The sequence below is a fragment of the Acinetobacter sp. YH12208 genome (assembly GCF_013418055.1).
In the GTDB taxonomy this organism is placed as follows: Bacteria; Pseudomonadota; Gammaproteobacteria; order Pseudomonadales; family Moraxellaceae; genus Acinetobacter; species Acinetobacter pseudolwoffii.
In genome coordinates, this window is the sequence record NZ_VPCT01000010.1 from 19,668 (window position 1) to 38,635 (window position 18,968).

General features: G+C 46.0%; 18 protein-coding genes and 1 pseudogene. 14 read left to right on the forward strand and 5 right to left on the reverse strand.

All coding sequences use genetic code 11. The annotated features are described in order from the left end of the window. Nucleotides 1-37: 37 nt before the first annotated feature. Nucleotides 38-520: a methylated-DNA--[protein]-cysteine S-methyltransferase gene (locus tag FTU95_RS10600; protein ID WP_100328961.1), complete on the forward strand. Its 483-nt coding sequence runs from the start codon at nucleotides 38-40 to the stop codon at nucleotides 518-520. 33 nt (nucleotides 521-553) lie between these two features. Further along, nucleotides 554-1,215: pseudogene (locus tag FTU95_RS10605) on the forward strand (nuclease-related domain-containing protein). 52 nt (nucleotides 1,216-1,267) lie between these two features. Here FTU95_RS10605 and FTU95_RS10610 read toward each other — a convergent pair. From FTU95_RS10610 to paaZ, 3 genes are all read right to left on the reverse strand, one after another. Continuing rightward, nucleotides 1,268-2,203, reverse strand: coding sequence for a tRNA-dihydrouridine synthase (locus FTU95_RS10610; protein WP_180078464.1), 936 nt, complete (start codon nucleotides 2,201-2,203; stop codon nucleotides 1,268-1,270). A gap of 186 nt (nucleotides 2,204-2,389) precedes the next feature. After that, nucleotides 2,390-3,829, reverse strand: a complete 1,440-nt coding sequence (locus FTU95_RS10615; RefSeq protein ID WP_005095892.1) for an MFS transporter — start codon at nucleotides 3,827-3,829, stop codon at nucleotides 2,390-2,392. Nucleotides 3,830-4,023: 194 nt separating this feature from the next. After that, nucleotides 4,024-6,135: a phenylacetic acid degradation bifunctional protein PaaZ gene (gene paaZ / locus FTU95_RS10620; protein WP_180078466.1), complete on the reverse strand. Its 2,112-nt coding sequence runs from the start codon at nucleotides 6,133-6,135 to the stop codon at nucleotides 4,024-4,026. A gap of 262 nt (nucleotides 6,136-6,397) precedes the next feature. On the opposite strand from paaZ, the gene paaA reads away from it, so the two are divergent. The 12 genes from paaA (at nucleotide 6,398) to FTU95_RS10680 (ending at nucleotide 17,456) form a co-directional block, all read left to right on the forward strand. Next, entirely contained in the window at nucleotides 6,398-7,342 is a 945-nt protein-coding gene (gene paaA, locus FTU95_RS10625; RefSeq protein ID WP_100328957.1) for a 1,2-phenylacetyl-CoA epoxidase subunit PaaA, read from the forward strand. A 31-nt stretch (nucleotides 7,343-7,373) separates the two neighbouring features. Beyond that, nucleotides 7,374-7,664 (forward strand): 1,2-phenylacetyl-CoA epoxidase subunit PaaB, encoded by a 291-nt coding sequence (gene paaB, locus FTU95_RS10630; protein ID WP_004279183.1) that lies wholly within the window; start codon nucleotides 7,374-7,376, stop codon nucleotides 7,662-7,664. Between the two features lie 17 nt (nucleotides 7,665-7,681). After that, nucleotides 7,682-8,437: a 1,2-phenylacetyl-CoA epoxidase subunit PaaC gene (gene paaC / locus FTU95_RS10635; RefSeq protein WP_180076395.1), complete on the forward strand. Its 756-nt coding sequence runs from the start codon at nucleotides 7,682-7,684 to the stop codon at nucleotides 8,435-8,437. A gap of 28 nt (nucleotides 8,438-8,465) precedes the next feature. After that, the gene (gene paaD, locus FTU95_RS10640) at nucleotides 8,466-8,966 is read left to right on the forward strand and encodes a 1,2-phenylacetyl-CoA epoxidase subunit PaaD (RefSeq protein WP_180078468.1); all 501 of its coding nucleotides are present in this window, start codon (nucleotides 8,466-8,468) and stop codon (nucleotides 8,964-8,966) included. Nucleotides 8,967-9,030: 64 nt separating this feature from the next. Continuing rightward, nucleotides 9,031-10,089: a 2Fe-2S iron-sulfur cluster-binding protein gene (locus tag FTU95_RS10645; protein ID WP_180078470.1), complete on the forward strand. Its 1,059-nt coding sequence runs from the start codon at nucleotides 9,031-9,033 to the stop codon at nucleotides 10,087-10,089. 40 nt (nucleotides 10,090-10,129) lie between these two features. Then, nucleotides 10,130-10,900, forward strand: a complete 771-nt coding sequence (locus FTU95_RS10650; protein ID WP_180078472.1) for an enoyl-CoA hydratase-related protein — start codon at nucleotides 10,130-10,132, stop codon at nucleotides 10,898-10,900. Next, nucleotides 10,900-11,691, forward strand: coding sequence for a 2-(1,2-epoxy-1,2-dihydrophenyl)acetyl-CoA isomerase PaaG (gene paaG / locus FTU95_RS10655; RefSeq protein ID WP_005172455.1), 792 nt, complete (start codon nucleotides 10,900-10,902; stop codon nucleotides 11,689-11,691). The genes FTU95_RS10650 and paaG overlap by 1 nt, the downstream gene beginning before the upstream one ends. A gap of 3 nt (nucleotides 11,692-11,694) precedes the next feature. Further along, nucleotides 11,695-13,248, forward strand: coding sequence for a 3-hydroxyacyl-CoA dehydrogenase (locus FTU95_RS10660; protein ID WP_180078474.1), 1,554 nt, complete (start codon nucleotides 11,695-11,697; stop codon nucleotides 13,246-13,248). An 11-nt stretch (nucleotides 13,249-13,259) separates the two neighbouring features. Beyond that, a complete protein-coding gene (pcaF, locus tag FTU95_RS10665) occupies nucleotides 13,260-14,471 on the forward strand; it encodes a 3-oxoadipyl-CoA thiolase (RefSeq protein ID WP_180078476.1) in 1,212 nt (403 codons plus the stop codon). Between the two features lie 59 nt (nucleotides 14,472-14,530). After that, complete coding sequence (gene paaK / locus FTU95_RS10670) at nucleotides 14,531-15,823, forward strand: phenylacetate--CoA ligase PaaK (protein ID WP_074384108.1); 1,293 nt, start codon at nucleotides 14,531-14,533, stop codon at nucleotides 15,821-15,823. 63 nt (nucleotides 15,824-15,886) lie between these two features. Further along, the gene (paaX, locus tag FTU95_RS10675) at nucleotides 15,887-16,825 is read left to right on the forward strand and encodes a phenylacetic acid degradation operon negative regulatory protein PaaX (protein WP_074384109.1); all 939 of its coding nucleotides are present in this window, start codon (nucleotides 15,887-15,889) and stop codon (nucleotides 16,823-16,825) included. Nucleotides 16,826-16,856: 31 nt separating this feature from the next. Next, the gene (locus FTU95_RS10680) at nucleotides 16,857-17,456 is read left to right on the forward strand and encodes a DapH/DapD/GlmU-related protein (protein WP_180078478.1); all 600 of its coding nucleotides are present in this window, start codon (nucleotides 16,857-16,859) and stop codon (nucleotides 17,454-17,456) included. A 55-nt stretch (nucleotides 17,457-17,511) separates the two neighbouring features. Here FTU95_RS10680 and FTU95_RS10685 read toward each other — a convergent pair whose 3' ends face one another. Together FTU95_RS10685 and FTU95_RS10690 are read right to left on the reverse strand one after the other, a co-directional pair. Beyond that, nucleotides 17,512-17,991 carry a DUF4097 domain-containing protein gene (locus FTU95_RS10685; RefSeq protein ID WP_257220136.1) on the reverse strand — a complete coding sequence of 160 codons (480 nt, stop codon included), beginning with the start codon at nucleotides 17,989-17,991 and terminating at the stop codon, nucleotides 17,512-17,514. A gap of 99 nt (nucleotides 17,992-18,090) precedes the next feature. Next, the gene (locus FTU95_RS10690; protein WP_180078480.1) at nucleotides 18,091-18,900 is read right to left on the reverse strand and encodes an inner membrane protein YpjD; all 810 of its coding nucleotides are present in this window, start codon (nucleotides 18,898-18,900) and stop codon (nucleotides 18,091-18,093) included. Between the last annotated feature and the right edge of the window lie 68 nt (nucleotides 18,901-18,968).

An 18,968-nucleotide genomic window follows, 5' to 3' on the forward strand; every position in this document is an offset into this window, starting at 1 on the left:
GAAAATAAACTCCGCTGATCCGGGACAGGGTGTAAGCATGAACTTAAGTTATCTCTATATGGATTCTCCAGTCGGTCAGTTACGACTGGTCGCGAATGACACCGCACTAGTAGCTGTGCTTTGGGATTGTGAACAGCCGAATCGGGTGAAACTGGCGACCTTGGTGGAAGATCTGCAGCATCCGCTATTGATTGAAACCAGACGCCAGCTTCAGGAGTATTTTGCTGGTCAGCGCAATGTTTTTGACTTGCCTTTGGACTTTGCCGGAACCGATTTTCAGAAAAAAGTCTGGCAGGCTCTGCTGAATATTCCTTATGGCCAGACCCGAAGCTATCGCGATATTGCCGAGCAGGTGGGTAATGTTAAAGCAGTGCGTGCCGTGGGTGCAGCCAACGGAAAAAACCCGATTTCGATTATTGCACCCTGTCATCGGGTGATTGGCAGCAGTGGCAAGCTGGTGGGCTTCGCCGGTGGTTTGGATAAAAAAGAAATTCTGTTAAATATTGAGCGAACGCATTAAGATCGAAGTCTTAAAATAAATGAAAATTAGAATATGGAACATTCTATATTACAGATATTAAGTCCGCTCTGGTTCAGTGTATGGTGGATTTTTCTGCTGTTCTTTGGCGTGATTGTTTTTAAATTATTTAAGCCATTTTTAAGAAAAGTTAGGTGAGTTCACGGTCAGTACCCATGTCAAACGGTATTTAAAAGACCCTGAATTACATTCTACTGAATGATTTGACCCTTCCAGATGGAGCAGGTGCCACCACACAAATCGATCATCTGCTATTAAGTCCTTATGGCATCTTTGTGATTGAAACCAAAAACTATAAGGGCTGGATTTTTGCAAGCGCGCGTCAGAAACAATGGACCCAGAAAATTTATAAAAACAGTTATACATTTCAAAATCCGATTCATCAAAACTATAAACACATCAAAGTTCTGGAACAATTACTGGCTGATATTGTGGAGCTAAATCTTTTGCATTCTGTGATTGTATTTATGCCGGATGCGGTATTTAAAACACCAATGCCGAATGAGGTATTTCGGGGCGCAGCTTGGACCGATTATGTGAAAAGTTTTGATCAACAGATGATTTCTGAAACGAAATTAAAACGGATACAACTGCGTTTAGAAAAACAGCTTTTAGAAAAATTCTGGAAAAACAATCGGGAACATGTAGAAAGCTTAAAACAGCATAAGCAGCCTTAAAATGATTTATAGAATCAAAAAAAGCCTTTGAATCATTCAAAGGCTTTTGCATTTACATAGTTGAGGCTTTCAGTTTTTCGGTCATTTCAGTCAGAACTTTAATCCGCTTTACTTCATCCCATAAGGATTTGGCTTCAGGATAATGTTTCGACATCATGCCGAGCCATTGCTTGTAACGACCGACCATCCCGATCTCAGTTTTGGCGGGGCCATTGATAAAGCGAATTTGCAGTTCCAGCAATTCATTCCAGTTCATCAAAGGTGCATCTGAATTTTGGCGGATACATTGGGTCAGGTCGGGTGTGGTCACGGCACCACGGCCAATCATCAGGTCTTCGCAACCGGATTCCAGACGGCACTGTTTGGCATCGGCATTGTTCCAGATTTCACCATTGGCAATCACATTAATTTTCAGTGCTTCACGAATCGGTTGTAGCTGGTCCCAAAAAGCGGGTGGAGTATAGCCATCGGCTTTGGTGCGCGCATGAACGGTGACCCAAGACGCTCCCGCATCTTCAATAGCATGGGCATTGTCCAGCATAAAGTTGCGGTCCATATAACCCAGACGCATTTTCGCAGACACCGGAATATGCGCCGGTACTGCATCCCGCACGGCTTTGACTAACTCATGTACCACTTCGGGTTCATCCAGTAAAACGGAACCGCCGCGATGACGGTTCACGGTTTTCGCAGGACAACCAAAATTCAGGTCAATCGCCGGTGCGCCCATTGCGGCAACTTTGGCTGCATTTGCTGCCAGCATTTCCGGATTATTTCCCAGAAACTGCACATGTACCGGCGTACCCGCCGCCGTCTTGCCATCATTTAACAGTTCCGGGCAGTAACTGTGATAAACATGATCGGGCAGGATAGAGTCGGTGACACGGATAAACTCGGTCACGCACCAGTCAAAGCTACCTACGGATGTCAGCACATCACGCATAATCGGATCGGTTAAGCCTTCCATGGGAGCAAGCACAAGTTTCAACGGTGCACACCTGTAAATTTAAAACGGTGTTATACGTTTTTTTAGCCAGCCTGTCTAGGTTGGAGGGAGAATTGAAATTTGAGAACTTGAAAATTGAGCTTGTGGAATGGATATAAAAAAGCCTTTAATGTGGATTAAAGGCCTTTCACAGTGAAGCTTAAGATGGCTGATTCATATCCAGCTATTTTAGTCAGCCAGTTTTTCGACTTTCATACTCTCACGATAATACTGACAGCCCTTATACAACAAGAAGAAGCCAATCACTCCGGCAATGGCATTGACGATCGAAATAGAATTACCAACCATCATCGTGTTCTGAAAATATTTATCCGTGATCAACGCCACTGCGGTGGTTCCGATGCCTAAGGCAATCAGATTTGAAATTAGCAGAAACTTGGCAGAGACCTGGGCTCGTAACTGGTTTGGTGTCAGCATTTGCGTAGCAGCAGCGGATGCAGGAATCGGGAAAGTGGAGAAGAACATCGCCACAAAAATCAGCGCAAATGAAAGCTGCATATTATCGACCTGAGTAAACAGCACACTCGGAATAATCAGCGCCGCACAGCCAATGGCACCGGTACGAATTGCAGCATCGCTATAGCCACGCTTTGAAAAGAAGTCGATCAGCCAGCCACAGAACAGGGCACCAGAGGTATTTGCCACTAAAATAATCGTCCCAAGGATATAACCGGTTTGACTCGCATCCAGACCGAAATTACGCATGTAATAGGCAGGTGCCCAGCCCAGCAGCGAATACAGCATCATGGTGTAAAAAGAAAAGCCGATAAAATGACAGAAAAAGGTCTTTTTATGTGTCTTGATAAAACCGATCGAATTTTTGAAAGAGGCTTTAATGACCTGACCATCCTGACCGACTTTCATGCCCTTACGTGCAGGCTCACGCACCGTCAAAACCATCAGCAGGGCCAGCAATACGCCTGGTAGACCCACAATCATAAAGGTAAGTTGCCAGGTTTTTACTTCACCAATGAGCGGTAAAGCCACGAAGCTGACATCTTTTAGCAGGCCAATCACATAGCCGCCAATCAGGAAAGCTAAACCCGAACCAATAAAGGCACCAATCGCATATACCCCGAGTGCACGGCCTAATTTATCTTTGGGAAATAAATCGGCAACGATTGAATAAAAGGCAGGGGAAAGCGCAGCTTCACCGGCACCCACACTCAAACGTGCAATAAACATTTGAATAAAGTTTTTACTGAGACCACAGGCCGCTGTAGCGAGGCTCCAGAATGCAATCCCGGTCGCAATAATTTTAATCCGGGACTTTCGATCCGCCAGCGCGGCAATGGGCAGACCCATAATGGCATAAAACAAGGAGAAGGCTAGACCCTGTAACAGGCTGAACTGGGTATCGCTTAGCATTAAATCGGCTTTAATCGGTTCAATCATTAAGGATAAAATTTGACGGTCTACAAATGACAGAATGTAAGCCACCATACAAATGACCACCACATACCATTGATAGGTGCTGCTTTCCGGTGGTGGTTCAATCTGTTCAGACAGCGGCACGGCCGTTTCTGTCGGTGTAGGCTCAAAACTTTGATTGGGCGGTTGAATCGTCCTTTCAACCATGTCTATGTCTAGCGATTTATCATTCATCATGCAACATCCTGTGCTGATCGTTTGAGATATTTATTTGATACTTTTAATTTATATATTATTTTTATTTTGTATCGTATTTGATCAATCTAAAGTTTAATTGGATTGACGTCAATCTGTTTTTTAAGAATAGATACAAATAATATTTGAATCAAAAAAAAAGGAATCATAATGATTCCTTTTTTGAGTTTAAATGTTTAGCCGCGCTCAACCAGGGTCAAAATATCATAGGTTGCGACCAGTTCATTGCGCTGATTTTTGACTTTAATATCCCAGACCACCACACCATGTGGTTTCTGTGCCGGATCGCGCAGTGCTTTTGGAGTTTTCTGCTTACAGGTCAGTTCTACCTGAATGGTATCGCCAATTTTCACCGGCTCTACAAAGCGCAAGTTGTCCATGCCATAGTTGGCAATGACCGGGCCTGGAGCAGCCTCGACGAATAAACCGGCCGCGGCAGATACCACAAAGTAACCATGGGCCACGCGCTCACCAAACAGTGATTCTGCCGCAGCAATTTTGTCCATATGCGCATAAAAGTGATCACCGCTCAGGCAGCCGAAATTCACCAGATCGGCTTCGGTCACGCTACGTCGTGCAGTCAGTAAACGCTCACCGATACGCAATTCATCAAATGATTTTTTGAATGGATGCACACGGTCTTCAAAGACCTGAGCACCAGCCGTCCAGCTATGACCGACTTGGGTCATGGCATTCGGGGAACCTTGAATCGCAGTCCGTTGCATATAATGTTTCACTGCACGTAAGCCACCGAGCTCCTCACCGCCACCAGCACGTCCCGGTCCACCATGCACCAGCAAAGGTAATGGAGAACCATGTCCGGTACTTTCTTTGGCACTTTCTGCATCCAGAATATGGACACGACCATGCCATGGCGCAATTTTGCTGAGCAGTTGTTCAATATTTTCATCGGTATTGCGTACGATGGATGCTACCAGACTACCTTCGCCACGTGCCACCAGGTCAGCCAGCTGAGCCAGGTCAGTATATGGCATTAAAGTGACTACAGGTCCAAAGGCTTCAATTTTATGAATATTTTCTGCCTGAGCCGGTGCTTTGCAGACCAAGACTGTTGGTGGATAACATGCGGACTTCTCAGTATTTTGTACTTGAATCTTAAAGTCCTGACGCAAGTGACTACCGAACACAATTTCTGCATCCTGGCTGAGCTGTTCAACTTTTGCCGCGACATCATGTTTCTGTTTGACGCTGGCCAAAGCACCCATTGTCACGCCTTCCTGAGCCGGATCACCGACAACCACTTTTTTCAGTTTTTCAATCAGACGGTCTTGTACTGTATCCAGCAGCTCGGCTGGAACAAAGGCACGACGAATGGCGGTGCATTTTTGTCCGGCTTTAGTGGTCATTTCACGGAAAACTTCACGAACAAATAAATCAATCGTTTCATCATTGGCTTGCGCCGTCAAAATCGCACTATTGACCGAATCTGCTTCCATAGTGAATGGAATCGAGTAGGCATTTAAGTGTGGATGCGAACGCAGTTTTTGCCCGGTTGATGCAGAACCGGTAAAGGTGACCGTATCCTGAGGATTTAAATAATCGAATAAATCATAGATCTGTCCGCAAATGAGCTGTAGCGAGCCTTCTGGCAAGAAACCACTTTCATGAATGGCTTTGACCACAGCATGGGTCAGCTCGGCACCTTCGGTCGCCGGTTTGACAATACAGGGTACGCCTGCCAGCAGCGTCGGTGCGATTTTTTCCAGCATGCCCCAGATCGGAAAGTTAAAGGCATTGATATGCACGGCGACACCGGCTTTAGGCGTCAGAATATGTTTCGCGCCAAAGCTACCTTGCTTAGAAAGAGGAATCCAGGCATCTTCCACCCATGCTGTTTCATCACTCAGTTCGCGACGCACCAAACTCGAATAGGCATATAAGGTGCCAACTCCGCCTTCAATATCAATCCAGGCATCTTTACGGGTACAGCCGGTTGCTTTGGCAAGCTCATAAAAGTCTTCTTTGCGTTCCATCAAATACTGAGCCACTTGCTTCAGTGCATTGGCACGTTGATGGAAGGTCCATGTGGCAATAGTCGCGCCTTTTTGTTTGGCATACTTCACCACGGCTTGGGTATCGATGCCCTGACTGCCGACCTGATAAACCGCTTCACCGCTAATGGCATGATAAACCGTACGTAAATCGGCTTGCGCTGCGTATTCCTGGCCGTACACCAGTGAAGATAAGCTTTTGATGGCAATAGGATTATGGGTTGATTCAGTATCTTGATAATCCGTTGTGCTTGAGCTGCTGTCTAACTCTAACATTGTAAAAACTCCATTTATGATACGTTTTGAGATGTATTTTAATTTTGATGTTTCATAATTTGTGTTGAAAAATTGAAAATGTCAATCATAAATCTGTATTTAAAAATGCGTAACAATAAAATAAAAAATATTAAATGATGTAAAACAAATATTTATTAAAAATAAGTGATAAAAATTAAATGATACCAATAAATAGATATTGATTTTAATTACGTATCGTTTTAATTTGAGTGTATCAACACTTGGGATAAGTGAGGGAACAATGAATAATCAACAACAAATCTTCGATCAAAAGATTGAAAAGGATATTTCCATCGAGCCGAAGGACTGGATGCCGGATGCTTATCGTAAAACCTTGATTCGTCAGATCGGTCAGCACGCACACTCTGAAGTGGTGGGCATGTTGCCAGAAGGCAACTGGATTACCCGTGCACCAACTTTAAAACGTAAAGCCGTGCTGATGGCAAAAGTTCAGGACGAAGCCGGTCATGCCTTGTATCTCTACAGCGCTGCAGAAACCCTGGGGGCGGATCGTGACGACATGATGGATAAGCTGATTGCCGGTCGCATGAAATATTCATCCATTTTTAACTATCCAACTCTGAGCTGGGCCGATGTTGCAGCGATTGGCTGGCTGGTGGATGGTGCAGCAATTGTCAATCAGGTTGCGTTGTGCCGTACGTCTTATGGTCCTTATGCCCGCGCTATGGTGCGCGTCTGCAAGGAAGAAAGTTTCCATCAGCGTCAGGGCTTTGAAGCCATGATGGAACTGGCCAATGGTACGCCGGAACAAAAGCAGATGGCACAGGATGCCGTGAACCGTTTTTGGTGGCCGGCACTGATGATGTTTGGTCCAAGTGATGATAATTCACCGAATAGTGCACAAAGCATGCAGTGGAAAATTAAATTATTCAGCAACGATGATTTACGTCAGAAATTTGTCGATAACACTGTATCGCAAGTCTTGCAGCTGGGTTTAACCGTTCCCGATCCAGACCTTAAATTCAATGAAGCAACCGGACATTATGAATTTGGTGAAATCAATTGGGATGAGTTCTTTGCGATTCTTGCAGGCAAGGGACCGTGTAACCATGAGCGTATTGAAGCACGCCGCAAAGCTTGGGAAGGCGGTAAGTGGGTACGTGATTCAGCAGCAGTCTATGCGCAAAAACAGCAGCAACAGTCAGCAGCACAAAAAGTTGCTTAAAACAGTTTGATCAATATAGGGAAATTTGCTCATGAATAACAAAAACAACTGGTCACTTTATGAAGTGTTTGTGCGTAGTAAACAGGGTCTGAGTCACCGTCATGTTGGCAGCCTGCGTGCGCCAGATGAGGAGGTCGCACTACAAAATGCCCGCGATGTGTATACCCGCCGCAATGAAGGTATCAGTATCTGGGTGGTGAAATCTGAATTGATTACCTCTTCCCAGCCAGATGAAAAAGCAGAATTTTTTGAACCAGCTTTGGACAAGGTCTATCGCCATCCAACCTTTTATAACATTCCAGCTGGCATCGAGCACATGTAAAGGGAAAGGTGAAGATTATGACAAATCAAGTATTGGCAGAATTTCTTTTACATGTGGGCGACAGTCAACTGGTGTTGTCGCATCGTTTGGCAGAATGGTGTGGCCATGCCCCTGAACTGGAGCTAGATATTGCCTTAGCCAATATCGGACTGGATTTATTGGGTCAGGCACGTACCGCACTCAGTCTGGCCGGTGAAGTGGAAGGCTTGGGCCGTGATGAAGACAAGCTGGCTTATTTCCGCACCGAACGTGACTATCGTAATTTGCTGCTATGCGAACAGCCAAATGGTGACTTTGCCCAGACCTTGGTACGCCAGTGGTTGATGGATCACTATCATGCTTTATTGTTTAGTGCCTTAAGTCAAAGTCAGCATGCTGAGCTGGCGGCTTTTGCAGTGAAGTCACTCAAAGAAGTGAAATATCACCAGCGTTTTTCCACCACCTGGATGGAACGCCTAAGTCTAGGTACAGCTGAAGCGCATGAAAAAACCCAGCAAGGTTTAAACCAGTTATGGCGTTTTACTGAGGAACTTTTTGTATTGACGGCAGATGAAAAACAGCTGGTCAATAGTGGTGTCCTTCCAGATATTGAAAATTTAAAAGTCCAGTGGCTAGAAACAATTACAGCCGAATTAGCCCGATTTGAATTAAGCCTGCCAGAGCTGGGCGCTTATCGTAGTGGGGCTAAACAGGGTTTACATACAGAACATCTCGGTTTTATTTTGGCTGAACTGCAATATATGCAGCGCTCTTATCCAAACATGAACTGGTAATTCGGCACAATCACAGGGAGTGAGTCGCATGAATCTGATTCGACACGTAGAAGATCAATGTTGGGACGTTTTACAGCAGGTTTCTGATCCAGAGATTCCGGTATTGTCCGTGATTGATCTAGGTATGATTCGTGGCGTCGAGCTGAATCAGCAGGATGAAATTGTGGTGCGACTCACGCCGACCTATAGCGGCTGTCCGGCCACGGATTTATTAAAAGCAGAAATTACCCAGGCTTTTGAGGCGAACGGTTTGACCCCGGTCAAAGTTGTTGTTGATTTGTCTGAAGCTTGGACCACGGACTGGATGAGTGAATCGGGTAAACAAAAATTACAGCAATATGGTATTGCACCGCCGCAAGGCCAGTCACATAGCTGTGGTACGCATGTGGCATTGACCGATGGCATCACCTGTCCACAGTGCTTAAGTTATAACAGTAAATTATTAAGTGAATTCGGTTCGACCGCCTGTAAAGCCTTATATCAATGTCGAGACTGCTTAGAAACTTTTGACTATTTCAAATGTATTTAATGTCTGGTCTAGCGTCTGCGTGAACACAAAAAAGAAATAGCCAAAACGAAAGAGGGATTTTCAAATGAGCCAATTTATACCATTAACCATTAAATCGATTCAGCCTCAAACCGAGCAGGCGATTTGCATTGCATTTGATCTCGCACCTGAACAGTTTGATGCTTTTCAATATCAGCCGGGTCAGCACCTCACCATTCGTCATTTAACCGATGACGGCGAGCTGCGTCGTTGCTACTCGATCTGCAGTGATACCCAGGAAGATATGAGTATTGCGATTAAAAAAATTGATCAGGGTCAGTTTTCAACCTGGGCCAATGCGCATCTCAAAGCGGGCGATGTACTGGAAGTCATGCCACCGCAAGGGGTGTTCTTTCAGAAAGCAGCCAAGGCCGGTGGCCAGAATTATCTAGGGTTTGCAGCAGGCAGTGGCATTACGCCAATTTTATCGATTGTAAAATCGGTGCTAAACCGTCAAGCAGAAGCCACATTTACCTTGGTATATGGCAACCGTTCTTGGAAACAGACCATGTTTTCTGAACAGATCATGGACTTGAAAGACCGTTTTAAGGAACGTCTGCAACTGGTAAATATTTTTTCACGTGAACTGAATGACAGCGAAATCTTTAACGGTCGTATCAATGCGGATAAATTGCAGCAGCTGTTTCAGGCCAATCTGATTTCAGCCGACACAGATCACTGTTTTGCCTGTGGTCCTGAAGAAATGATGGCGGCGGTCGAAACGGTATTACCGACTTGGGGCATTCAACGCAGCAAGATTCACACTGAACGCTTCAATACGGGTACTGCACCGAAAGCAACCGCCCAGCAGATTGAAAGCCGCAGCGAAGAACGCGTCAATATCATCCTCGATGGTCGCGAGCTGATTGTTGAAGTCTCCAAACAGGATGACAGTATTTTAGATGCTGCGCTACGTGCCGGAGCCGATCTGCCTTATGCCTGTAAGGGCGGTGTTTGTGCCACCTGTAAATGTAAGGTGTTAGAGGGCCAGGTTGAAATGGCGGTGAATTACAGTCTGGAAGAAGATGAAATCCAGAAAGGCTATGTGCTCAGTTGTCAGGCACGTCCAACCACAGCCAATGTCCGACTCAGTTTTGATGAATAACAGCTGAATTTACAGCACTGAGCACAGCAGGAGTTCAAGGATGACTTACATTAAAACCAGCTCACCAAAACCCGGCGTAGTCCTGATTGAGCTGAATCGCCCGGAAAAGCGCAATGCCCTAAATAATGCGACCTTGCAAGGTATTGCAGCCTGTTTGCAGAACCTGGAAACAGATGCTGCTGTGAAAGCCGTGGTCATTACCGGAAATACGCAATGCTTTGCTGCCGGTGCTGATTTAAATGAATTGGCGCAGTTAGATGTGGTCAGCATCCAGCAGGATCAGCGGCCACTGCTTTGGAAAAAAATTGATGAATTTTCCAAGCCTGTAATCATGGCGGTGAATGGTTATGCCTTTGGTGCAGGGTTTGAACTGGCTCTACATGGTGACATGATTTTAACTGGCGACAATGCCCAGTTTGCCTTGCCTGAAATTGGTTTAGGCATGTTGCCGGGCGCCGGTGGAACACAGCGCCTTGCCCGTCTGGTCGGTCAGCAATTAACGATGCGCTGGGCCATGACCGGTGAAATGATTTCAGCACAAGCCGCATTGCAACATGGCATGAGCAGCCAGATTTGTCCGACAGGATTGACCGTGCAATACGCACTGGAACTGGCAGAAAAAATTGCCAAGCAGGCACCGCTGGCCATTCGTGCCATCAAGCAATCTTTAAAGTCGATTCATGAAGTGACTTTAAGTCAGGGATTGAAGCTCGAGCGTCAACATTTTGTCTGGCTGGCTGCGACCCAAGATCGCCAGGAAGGCATTAATGCATTTTTAGAAAAAAGAAAACCAGAATTTAGAGGTGTGTAATGGATTATCAAACAATTATTGTCGAAGAAAAAAATGCAGTGGGCTACCTGACCTTTAACCGTCCAAAACAGCTCAACAGTTTTAATGAAACCATGCATCAGGAAGTCTCTAAAGTCATCAAGGCCTGGGCCAAAGACAGCCAGATTCGTGCCGTAGTGATTTCAGCAGAAGGTCGTGGTTTCTGTGCTGGTCAGGATCTGAATGATCGTGTGGTCGATCCGAATGCCGATGCACCGGACTTAGGCCTGTCGATTGAAAAATACTACAACCCTTTAATCAAACTGATTACTGAAATGCCAAAACCGGTGATTTGTGCGGTGAATGGTGTGGCGGCAGGGGCCGGTGCCAATATTGCACTGGCCTGTGACATTGTGGTGGCTGCAAAATCGGCTTCCTTTATTCAGGCCTTTTGTCGTCTAGGTTTAGTACCAGATTCAGGCGGCACCTGGTTCTTACCGCGTCTGGTCGGGCGTGCCCAGGCGATGGGTCTTGCCATGCTCGGCGATAAAATTCCGGCTGAGCGCGCAGTACAACTGGGCATGATCTGGCAGGTGGTTGAAGATGAGCAACTGCAAGCAGAAGCGAAAAAACTGGCCGAGCATTTGGCCAAGCAGCCGACTTATGGCCTGTCACTAATCAAAAAAGCCATTCATGCCGCAGCCGACAATAATCTGGATCAGCAGCTCATTCTGGAACGTGACCTGCAACGTTTGGCTGGACGTTCAAGCGATTATAAAGAAGGTGTACAAGCCTTTATGCAGAAGCGTACCCCTGAATATAAAGGATGCTAAATCATGCAACAGATCAATTTGGAACACGTCAAAGTTGCTGTGGTCGGTGCTGGAACCATGGGAATTGGCATTGCACAATTGGCCGCCATGCACGGGCATCCGACCTATGTGTTTGACCTCGATCGCAGCAAAGTTCAGAGTGCCTTGACTGCTTTAAAGGCGCAGCTTGGCAAGCGGGTACAGAATGGCAAAATGACCCAGCAATTGCTGGAGAGTACCTTCGCCAATCTGATCGTGGCAGAGGATATTCAGCAGCTTGCTGATGCGGGCTTGATTATTGAAGCCATTGTCGAGAAGAAAGAAGTGAAACAAAACCTGTTTCAACAACTGGCTGCCATTTGCCCGGAACAGACAATTTTTGCTTCCAATACTTCCTCGATTTCCATTACTGCAATTGCCTCGGCGATTCCGAATCCGGAACGGGTGATTGGGCTGCATTTCTTTAATCCGGCCCCCGTGATGAAGCTGGTCGAGATTATCCGCGGACTGAAAACTTCAGCAGCCATTGCCGATGCGGTATTTGAATTGATGAAGGACTGGAACAAGGTTCCGGTACGGGCCAAATCGACGCCCGGTTTTATCGTCAATCGTGTCGCACGACCGTATTATGCCGAAGCCTTTCGTGCCTTGCAGGAAAATGCTACCACCCCGGAACAGCTCGATTACATCATGCGCGAATGTGGCCGTTTTGCCATGGGTCCATGTGAACTCACCGACCTGATTGGTCAGGATGTGAATTTCTCGGTCACGCAAAGTGTCTATCAGGAATTTTTCTATGAGCCACGCTACTGCCCATCCTTGATTCAAAAAGAGCTGGTCGATGCCGGCTGTTATGGTCGTAAGTCCGGTCAGGGTTTTTATGATTACACGCAGTCCAAGCCTGTGCCTGTATATGAATTGCCAGTGTGTTATGCCAAGTCGCTGAATAAGCTCAAAGTCACGGTAAAAGGTGAATGGCGACATTCCTTAGCCTTGATTGAACGTTTAAAACAGGCCTCTCATGTGGATCTCATTTTTCAGGCGGCAGAACAGAATGAAATCCTGATTGGTGATCTTTCCCTGCGATTATCGCTCGGTGAGTCGGTTGAACTTACCTATCCGCATGAGCCTGTGGTGTTGATGGACTGGCATGCAGATTGGACAAATGCCCAGGCAATTCCAGTCGTTGCATCACCAGCATGTAGTACTGAACAGCGCCAGGCAGTGGAGCTATTCCTCATAGGTATGGATATGATACCTATTTGGTCTAAGGATCATCCCGGTCTTTATGTTATACGTAGTATTGCCATGTTGGTGAATGAAGCCTGTGAAGCAGTATTGCATGATATTGCATCAGAACAAGATATTGATTCTGCTATGAAATATGGCGTTAATTATCCTTGTGGTCCATTCGAATGGGCAGATAAAATTGGATATTACACAATTTTACAAATTTTAGAAAATATGTATCGTATTTATGGTGAAGACCGCTATAGAACTAGTATATATTTAGCAAAGAAAGCGGTGCAGGGACAGGCACAGAAAACTCAGCAGCAACCATTACGTGTTGCTGGCTAAAAGGAAGAATCATGGAACAGGTTTATATTTTTGATGGAATTCGCACCCCGATCGGACGCTATGCCGGTGGACTGAGCAGCATTCGTGCTGATGATCTGGCAGCGCTACCGATTCAATATTTGAAAGAGCAGCATCCGGCCTTGCCATGGACAGAACTGGATGAAGTGATCTTGGGGTGTGCCAATCAGGCCGGTGAAGATAACCGCAACGTGGCGCGTATGGCTGCTTTACTCGCAGGGTTGCCTGAATCTGTTCCAGCGCTCACCGTGAACCGCTTATGTGCTTCAGGTCTGGATGCCATTGGACTGGGAGCACGTGCCATCAAATCGGGTGAAGCACAATTTGTTTTGGCGGGTGGCGTAGAATCCATGAGCCGAGCGCCTTTCGTGCAATCCAAACCTACGACTGCCTTTAGCCGTACCCCTGAAATTTATGACACCACCATTGGCTGGCGTTTTATCAACCCAAAATTTAAAGCACAGTTTGGCGTTGACAGCATGCCGGAAACGGCCGAAAACGTCGCTGAAAAGTATCAGATTAGCCGTGCAGACCAGGACCTGTTTGCCTATCACAGCCAACAGAAAACCGCAGTAGCCCAGCAGAAGGGTATTTTTGCCGAAGAAATTCTGCCAGTAGAGGTCAAAGGTCCGAAGAAAAGCACTCTGACCATTTCCCAAGATGAGCATCCGCGCGCAGAGACGACACTGGACAATCTGGCCGCCTTAAAAACCCCATTTCGTAAAGAAGGCGGTTCGATCACGGCTGGTAATGCTTCAGGTGTCAATGACGGTGCGGCTTGCGTATTACTTGGGAATCAGCAGTTTGCCGAGCAGTATGGTTTGAGCCCGAAAGCCAAAGTGATCGGGATGGCCAGCGCCGGTGTCGAAGCTAAATATATGGGCATTGGCCCGGTGCCAGCGGTACAGAAAGTCTTGAAACAAACCGGACTCAGCCTGGAACAGATGGACGTGATCGAGCTGAATGAAGCATTCGCAGCGCAATCGCTGGCTGTGATTCGGGAATTGGGCCTGCAAGATGATGATGCAAGAATCAACCCGAATGGCGGTGCCATCGCTTTGGGTCATCCACTGGGTATGAGTGGTACCCGTCTGGTGATTACCGCTATGCATGAATTGAAACGCCGTCAAGGCAAATATGCACTGTGCACCATGTGTGTCGGTGTTGGTCAAGGTGTTGCACTGGTTTTAGAAAATATGGATTAAGACATCATTCAATCAATGAATTAAATCGTGGTCAGGAAGACTGCGTCAGGAGTAAGAATATGAATAACAATGCAATGGAAAAAATTGAAAAAGTATCGGTTGATGAGCTACGCAGTGTTCAGTTACAGCGTATGAAAAAGACCCTGCAGCATGCCTATCAGAATAGCCCGGTTTATAAAAAGAAATTCGATGATGCTGGCGTGCATCCGGATGATTTTAATTCTCTGGAAGATCTGGCCAAATTCCCGTTTACCACCAAACAGGATTTACGCGATAACTATCCGTTTGGCATGTTCGCTGTACCACAGGAACAGATTGTACGTGTGCACGCCTCTTCTGGCACCACCGGTCAGCCGACCGTGGTCGGTTATACCCAGAATGATATTAATGTCTGGTCAGACGTGGTGGCACGTTCATTACGCGCAGCCGGCTTGAGCAGTAAAGATATCATTCAGGTGTCTTATGGTTATGGCCTGTTTACTGGTGGTCTAGGTGCGCATTATGGCGTTGAACGCTTGGGTGCAACTGTGATCCCAATGTCTGGCGGACAAACCGATAAACAGGCGCAACTGATTCATGATTTTAAGCCGACGGCATTAATGGTTACGCCATCTTATTGTCTGAATATTATTGAAGCGCTGGAAAAGAAATTTGGTACAGCCAAAAACTGTTCAATTAAAACCGGCGTCTTTGGTGCAGAGCCATGGACCAATGAAATGCGCAAGGAAATTGAAGAGCGTCTCGGCATTGATGCCTTGGATATTTATGGCCTGTCAGAAGTGATGGGCCCGGGCGTCGCCATGGAATGTCTCGAATCCAAAGATGGCCCAACCATTTGGGAAGATCATTTTTATCCTGAAATCATTCATCCTGAAACTGGCGAAGTGCTGGCAGACGGTGAGCTAGGTGAACTGGTATTTACCACTATTACCAAAGAAGGCATGCCGGTAATCCGTTACCGTACCCGCGATCTGACCCGTTTATTGCCAGGCACGGCACGTACCATGCGCCGTATGGACAAGATTGTGGGCCGTAGTGATGACATGATGATTATCCGTGGTGTCAATGTCTTCCCATCGCAGATTGAAGAGCAGATTTTACAGATCCAGCAACTGATTCCGAACTACCAAATCCAGATTTGCAAACAGGGACATCTGGATACATTGCATATCCGTACTGAAATGCGTAAAGATAGTAGTGACATTATGGCGCACCAGCTGGCAACTCAGCTTAAGGGCCAGATTAAAACCATGGTCGGAATCACCGTAAATGTCGAAGTGTTGCCTGAAGGGAGTCTGCCACGCTCTGAAGGCAAGGCACAGCGCGTGTTTGATATCCGCAAGTCTGCATGAAGTACTATTGGATGATAGCCAAATGGTCTATCATCCAGTTTCTATAAGGTAAAGTTAAACGCAATGAATCCGAAATTAAAACAAATAATTGATGACTTTATTCAAACTGAAGCACTCAGCGGAACCTCATTAATCATGACCATCTTCGGTGACTGTATTTTTCACCGCGGTGGCATTATCAGTCTGGCCAGCCTGATTCAGCTTATGGATGTATTCGGATTTAATGAACGATCGGTACGGACTGCCGTATTCCGTCTGGTCCAAAACGGCTGGCTGATGTCTGAAAAAATTGGCCGCACCAGCTATTACCGCGTGACCGAAAGCAGCCGCCAGCGTTTTATTATGGCGGATCAAAAAATTTACAGTTTTCAGCACACCGAATGGGATCAGAAATGGGATCTGGTGCTGCTCAGTTCGGTGGAGCTGGAAAATAAACTGGTTCTGAAAAAAGAACTGGAATGGCTGGGCTTTGCCAATATCGCCACCAATGTCATGGCCTATCCGGGCTGTGATCACCAGAAACTGCAAAACCTGCTGCTGAACCTGAAAATGACCGATCAGGTGGTGGTGTTTAAGGCCGAAACCTTGCAGCTCTGGCAGGAATCCTATCCAACTGTAAAACGCATGGTGGCCACCAACTGGCCGGTGCAGGAACTGCATCAGCGTTATGAAAAATTCATTGCGGATTTCCGGGAATTCTTTCATATGGTAGAACAGGAAGATGAACTGGATCCGGTTCAGGCTTTTCAGTTGCGTATTTTGCTGATTCATCAATTCCGCCGGATTTTATTAAAGGATCCGAATCTGCCGTTTGAATTATTGCCATCCAACTGGCTTTCCCTGAATGCCCGTAATCTGAGCAGTAATTTATATCAAACCGTGGTTGCAGCAGGGGATGAGTTCTTTATGGAGATCGCCCGAACTTCGGAAGGTTCGATGCCGCCAGTACATCCACAATTTTATAAACGTTTTGGCGGTTTGCGACTCGAAGCCGTTAGCTAATCTAATTCTGCATTTTTAAAGGAATAAAATAATGCCGTGTTATGCCATTGATGGTGTGATTCCTGTGGTCAGCCCTCGCGCTTATGTGCATCCGCAAGCCGTTCTGATCGGGGATGTGGTGATTGAAGAAGGTGTATATATCGGGCCTTTTGCTACTTTAAGAGCCGACTTTGGCGGGATTCATATCCAGAAAAATGCCAATGTTCAGGATTCCTGTACCATTCATGGCTTTCCCGGTAGCGTCACGCTAGTCGAAGAATATGGCCATATCGGACATGGCGCGATTTTACATGGTTGTATCATTCGCAAAAATGTACTGGTCGGCATGAACAGCGTGATTCTGGATGAAGCCGAAATTGGTGAAAATACCATTATCGGTGCTAATAGCACGGTTAAAGCCAAAGCTCAAATTCCGGAAAATTCACTGGTGCTCGGTAGTCCGGCGCGGGTCATTCGTCCTCTGGATGCCAAAGAAATTTCCTGGAAAAGCAAAGGGACGCAGGAATATATTCAGCTGACAGAGCGCTGCTTGTCCTCGATGCAGGAAGTTGAACCGTTGTCTGAAGATTCAGCAGATCGCCTGAACTATCAGGCCTTTGATGCGGAATATCAAATTAAAAAGGATCATTAATTTAGCACTTGGCTGATGATTGTATCAGCCAAGTTTTTTATTTCATTTATAAAAATTATAAACGGCGACATTGACCTTCTTTGTCACCATTGACCCGGTTATTGCCACCGATCGGTTGAATTAGATTGGATTCGCATTGCAGATTACCGTCCACCACATTGTCATTTACAGTAATTTTTTGGGTATTCTTTTTCAGCTGGATATCACCCTCTACCTGATTGGCAGTGAGCTGAATCGTCTGACCGCCTTCTAGCTGGATATTGCCGTCAATCCGGTTATGTTGTGCCAGAACCGAGCTAAAACGTCCTTTCGATTCCAGATTGCCATCAATCGCAGTATTTGAAATTACTGCTTGAGCACCCTGATACAGCATGACATTGCCTTTAATGGTGGCATTATCAATCTGACAGTTTTGGCTGATACTGACATTATCATCAATCGTGCGATCTTTAATGCTACCGTGACAGTGATAATCTGCGAAACTTGCGCTTGATAAACAAAGTAGTGCTAAACTTGAAAGTAATTTTATCATCATGATCCTTGGTGTATTTTTAATGCACTTTAACCATAATTTTTGAATATGACATTTTGATGACGGCACTCAAACGTAGTGTGGGCTTTAGGTTAGCGTATGTTAACGTACCAAAATCATTTCCAGCACGAATTTAGAACCAATAAAACCCAGTGCCAGCAAGCCAAAACCGAGCAGGGTAAAGCGCACGGCTTTCTGGCCACGCCAGCCAAACTTCCAGTGCCCGATTAACAGTGAACCATAGACCAGCCAGGAAATCATACTAAAAGCAGTTTTATGCGCCAGATGCTGGGCAAAGAAATTATCGATGGTAAAGAAACCAAAACCGAGCGCCAGGGTCAGCAGGATAAAGCCAGTCATCAGCATATCGAATAACAGCGATTCCATGTCCTGATAGGAGGGCAGCAGATTGACCCAGACCCGGCGTTTCAGTTTCTTTTTTAGCTCACGATCCTGCAGGTACAAAATGACGGCCTGAATGGTCGCCATCAGCAATACCGCATAGGCAGATAAAGACAGAATAATATGGATATCCAGACCGAGAGAGTTCTGGCTAATCAGCTGGGCTGGTTGACTGAAAACAAAACCGAGTATCAAGCCTGTGGCTGCTACCGGAATCCCGATCAGGTTCAGGGCAATCACTGGACGGTAGGTACTATAAATGATACTCAGCAGTAGCATTAGCCCTGAAGTAAAAGAGCACAGTACAAAAACATCATAATTCAAGCCCAGCGGAGTGTGCATGTCGCCATAGAGCACCAGTGCATGCAAGCCCAGTCCCAGCAGTGCGGTTAGCGAGACAAACCATTGATTAGGACTACGTTTAGACATTAAATGAATGAACAGATACCAGAAGGAGGCGGTATAAGCGACTAATGCTAAGATCGTATAAACCAAGGGGAGGCTAACCATGTCAAACCTTTTTAAGGGTGATGAATATTCATTTATATAAATTCGCTGCGAACTACAGTATCCTATAG

What these genes read in the sequence shown, in the direction of transcription:
- paaC (WP_180076395.1), top strand. Translation starts at nt 7,682, where the DNA reads ATGACAAATCAAGTATTGGCAGAATTTCTTTTACATGTGGGCGACAGT.
- pcaF (WP_180078476.1), top strand. Translation starts at nt 13,260, where the DNA reads ATGGAACAGGTTTATATTTTTGATGGAATTCGCACCCCGATCGGACGC.
- FTU95_RS10645 (WP_180078470.1), top strand. Translation starts at nt 9,031, where the DNA reads ATGAGCCAATTTATACCATTAACCATTAAATCGATTCAGCCTCAAACC.
- FTU95_RS10615 (WP_005095892.1), bottom strand. Translation starts at nt 3,829, where the DNA reads ATGATGAATGATAAATCGCTAGACATAGACATGGTTGAAAGGACGATT.
- paaX (WP_074384109.1), top strand. Translation starts at nt 15,887, where the DNA reads ATGAATCCGAAATTAAAACAAATAATTGATGACTTTATTCAAACTGAA.
- FTU95_RS10600 (WP_100328961.1), top strand. Translation starts at nt 38, where the DNA reads ATGAACTTAAGTTATCTCTATATGGATTCTCCAGTCGGTCAGTTACGA.
- FTU95_RS10650 (WP_180078472.1), top strand. Translation starts at nt 10,130, where the DNA reads ATGACTTACATTAAAACCAGCTCACCAAAACCCGGCGTAGTCCTGATT.
- paaK (WP_074384108.1), top strand. Translation starts at nt 14,531, where the DNA reads ATGAATAACAATGCAATGGAAAAAATTGAAAAAGTATCGGTTGATGAG.
- FTU95_RS10690 (WP_180078480.1), bottom strand. Translation starts at nt 18,900, where the DNA reads ATGGTTAGCCTCCCCTTGGTTTATACGATCTTAGCATTAGTCGCTTAT.
- FTU95_RS10685 (WP_257220136.1), bottom strand. Translation starts at nt 17,991, where the DNA reads ATGATGATAAAATTACTTTCAAGTTTAGCACTACTTTGTTTATCAAGC.
- paaA (WP_100328957.1), top strand. Translation starts at nt 6,398, where the DNA reads ATGAATAATCAACAACAAATCTTCGATCAAAAGATTGAAAAGGATATT.
- paaD (WP_180078468.1), top strand. Translation starts at nt 8,466, where the DNA reads ATGAATCTGATTCGACACGTAGAAGATCAATGTTGGGACGTTTTACAG.
- paaG (WP_005172455.1), top strand. Translation starts at nt 10,900, where the DNA reads ATGGATTATCAAACAATTATTGTCGAAGAAAAAAATGCAGTGGGCTAC.
- FTU95_RS10660 (WP_180078474.1), top strand. Translation starts at nt 11,695, where the DNA reads ATGCAACAGATCAATTTGGAACACGTCAAAGTTGCTGTGGTCGGTGCT.
- FTU95_RS10680 (WP_180078478.1), top strand. Translation starts at nt 16,857, where the DNA reads ATGCCGTGTTATGCCATTGATGGTGTGATTCCTGTGGTCAGCCCTCGC.
- paaB (WP_004279183.1), top strand. Translation starts at nt 7,374, where the DNA reads ATGAATAACAAAAACAACTGGTCACTTTATGAAGTGTTTGTGCGTAGT.
- paaZ (WP_180078466.1), bottom strand. Translation starts at nt 6,135, where the DNA reads ATGTTAGAGTTAGACAGCAGCTCAAGCACAACGGATTATCAAGATACT.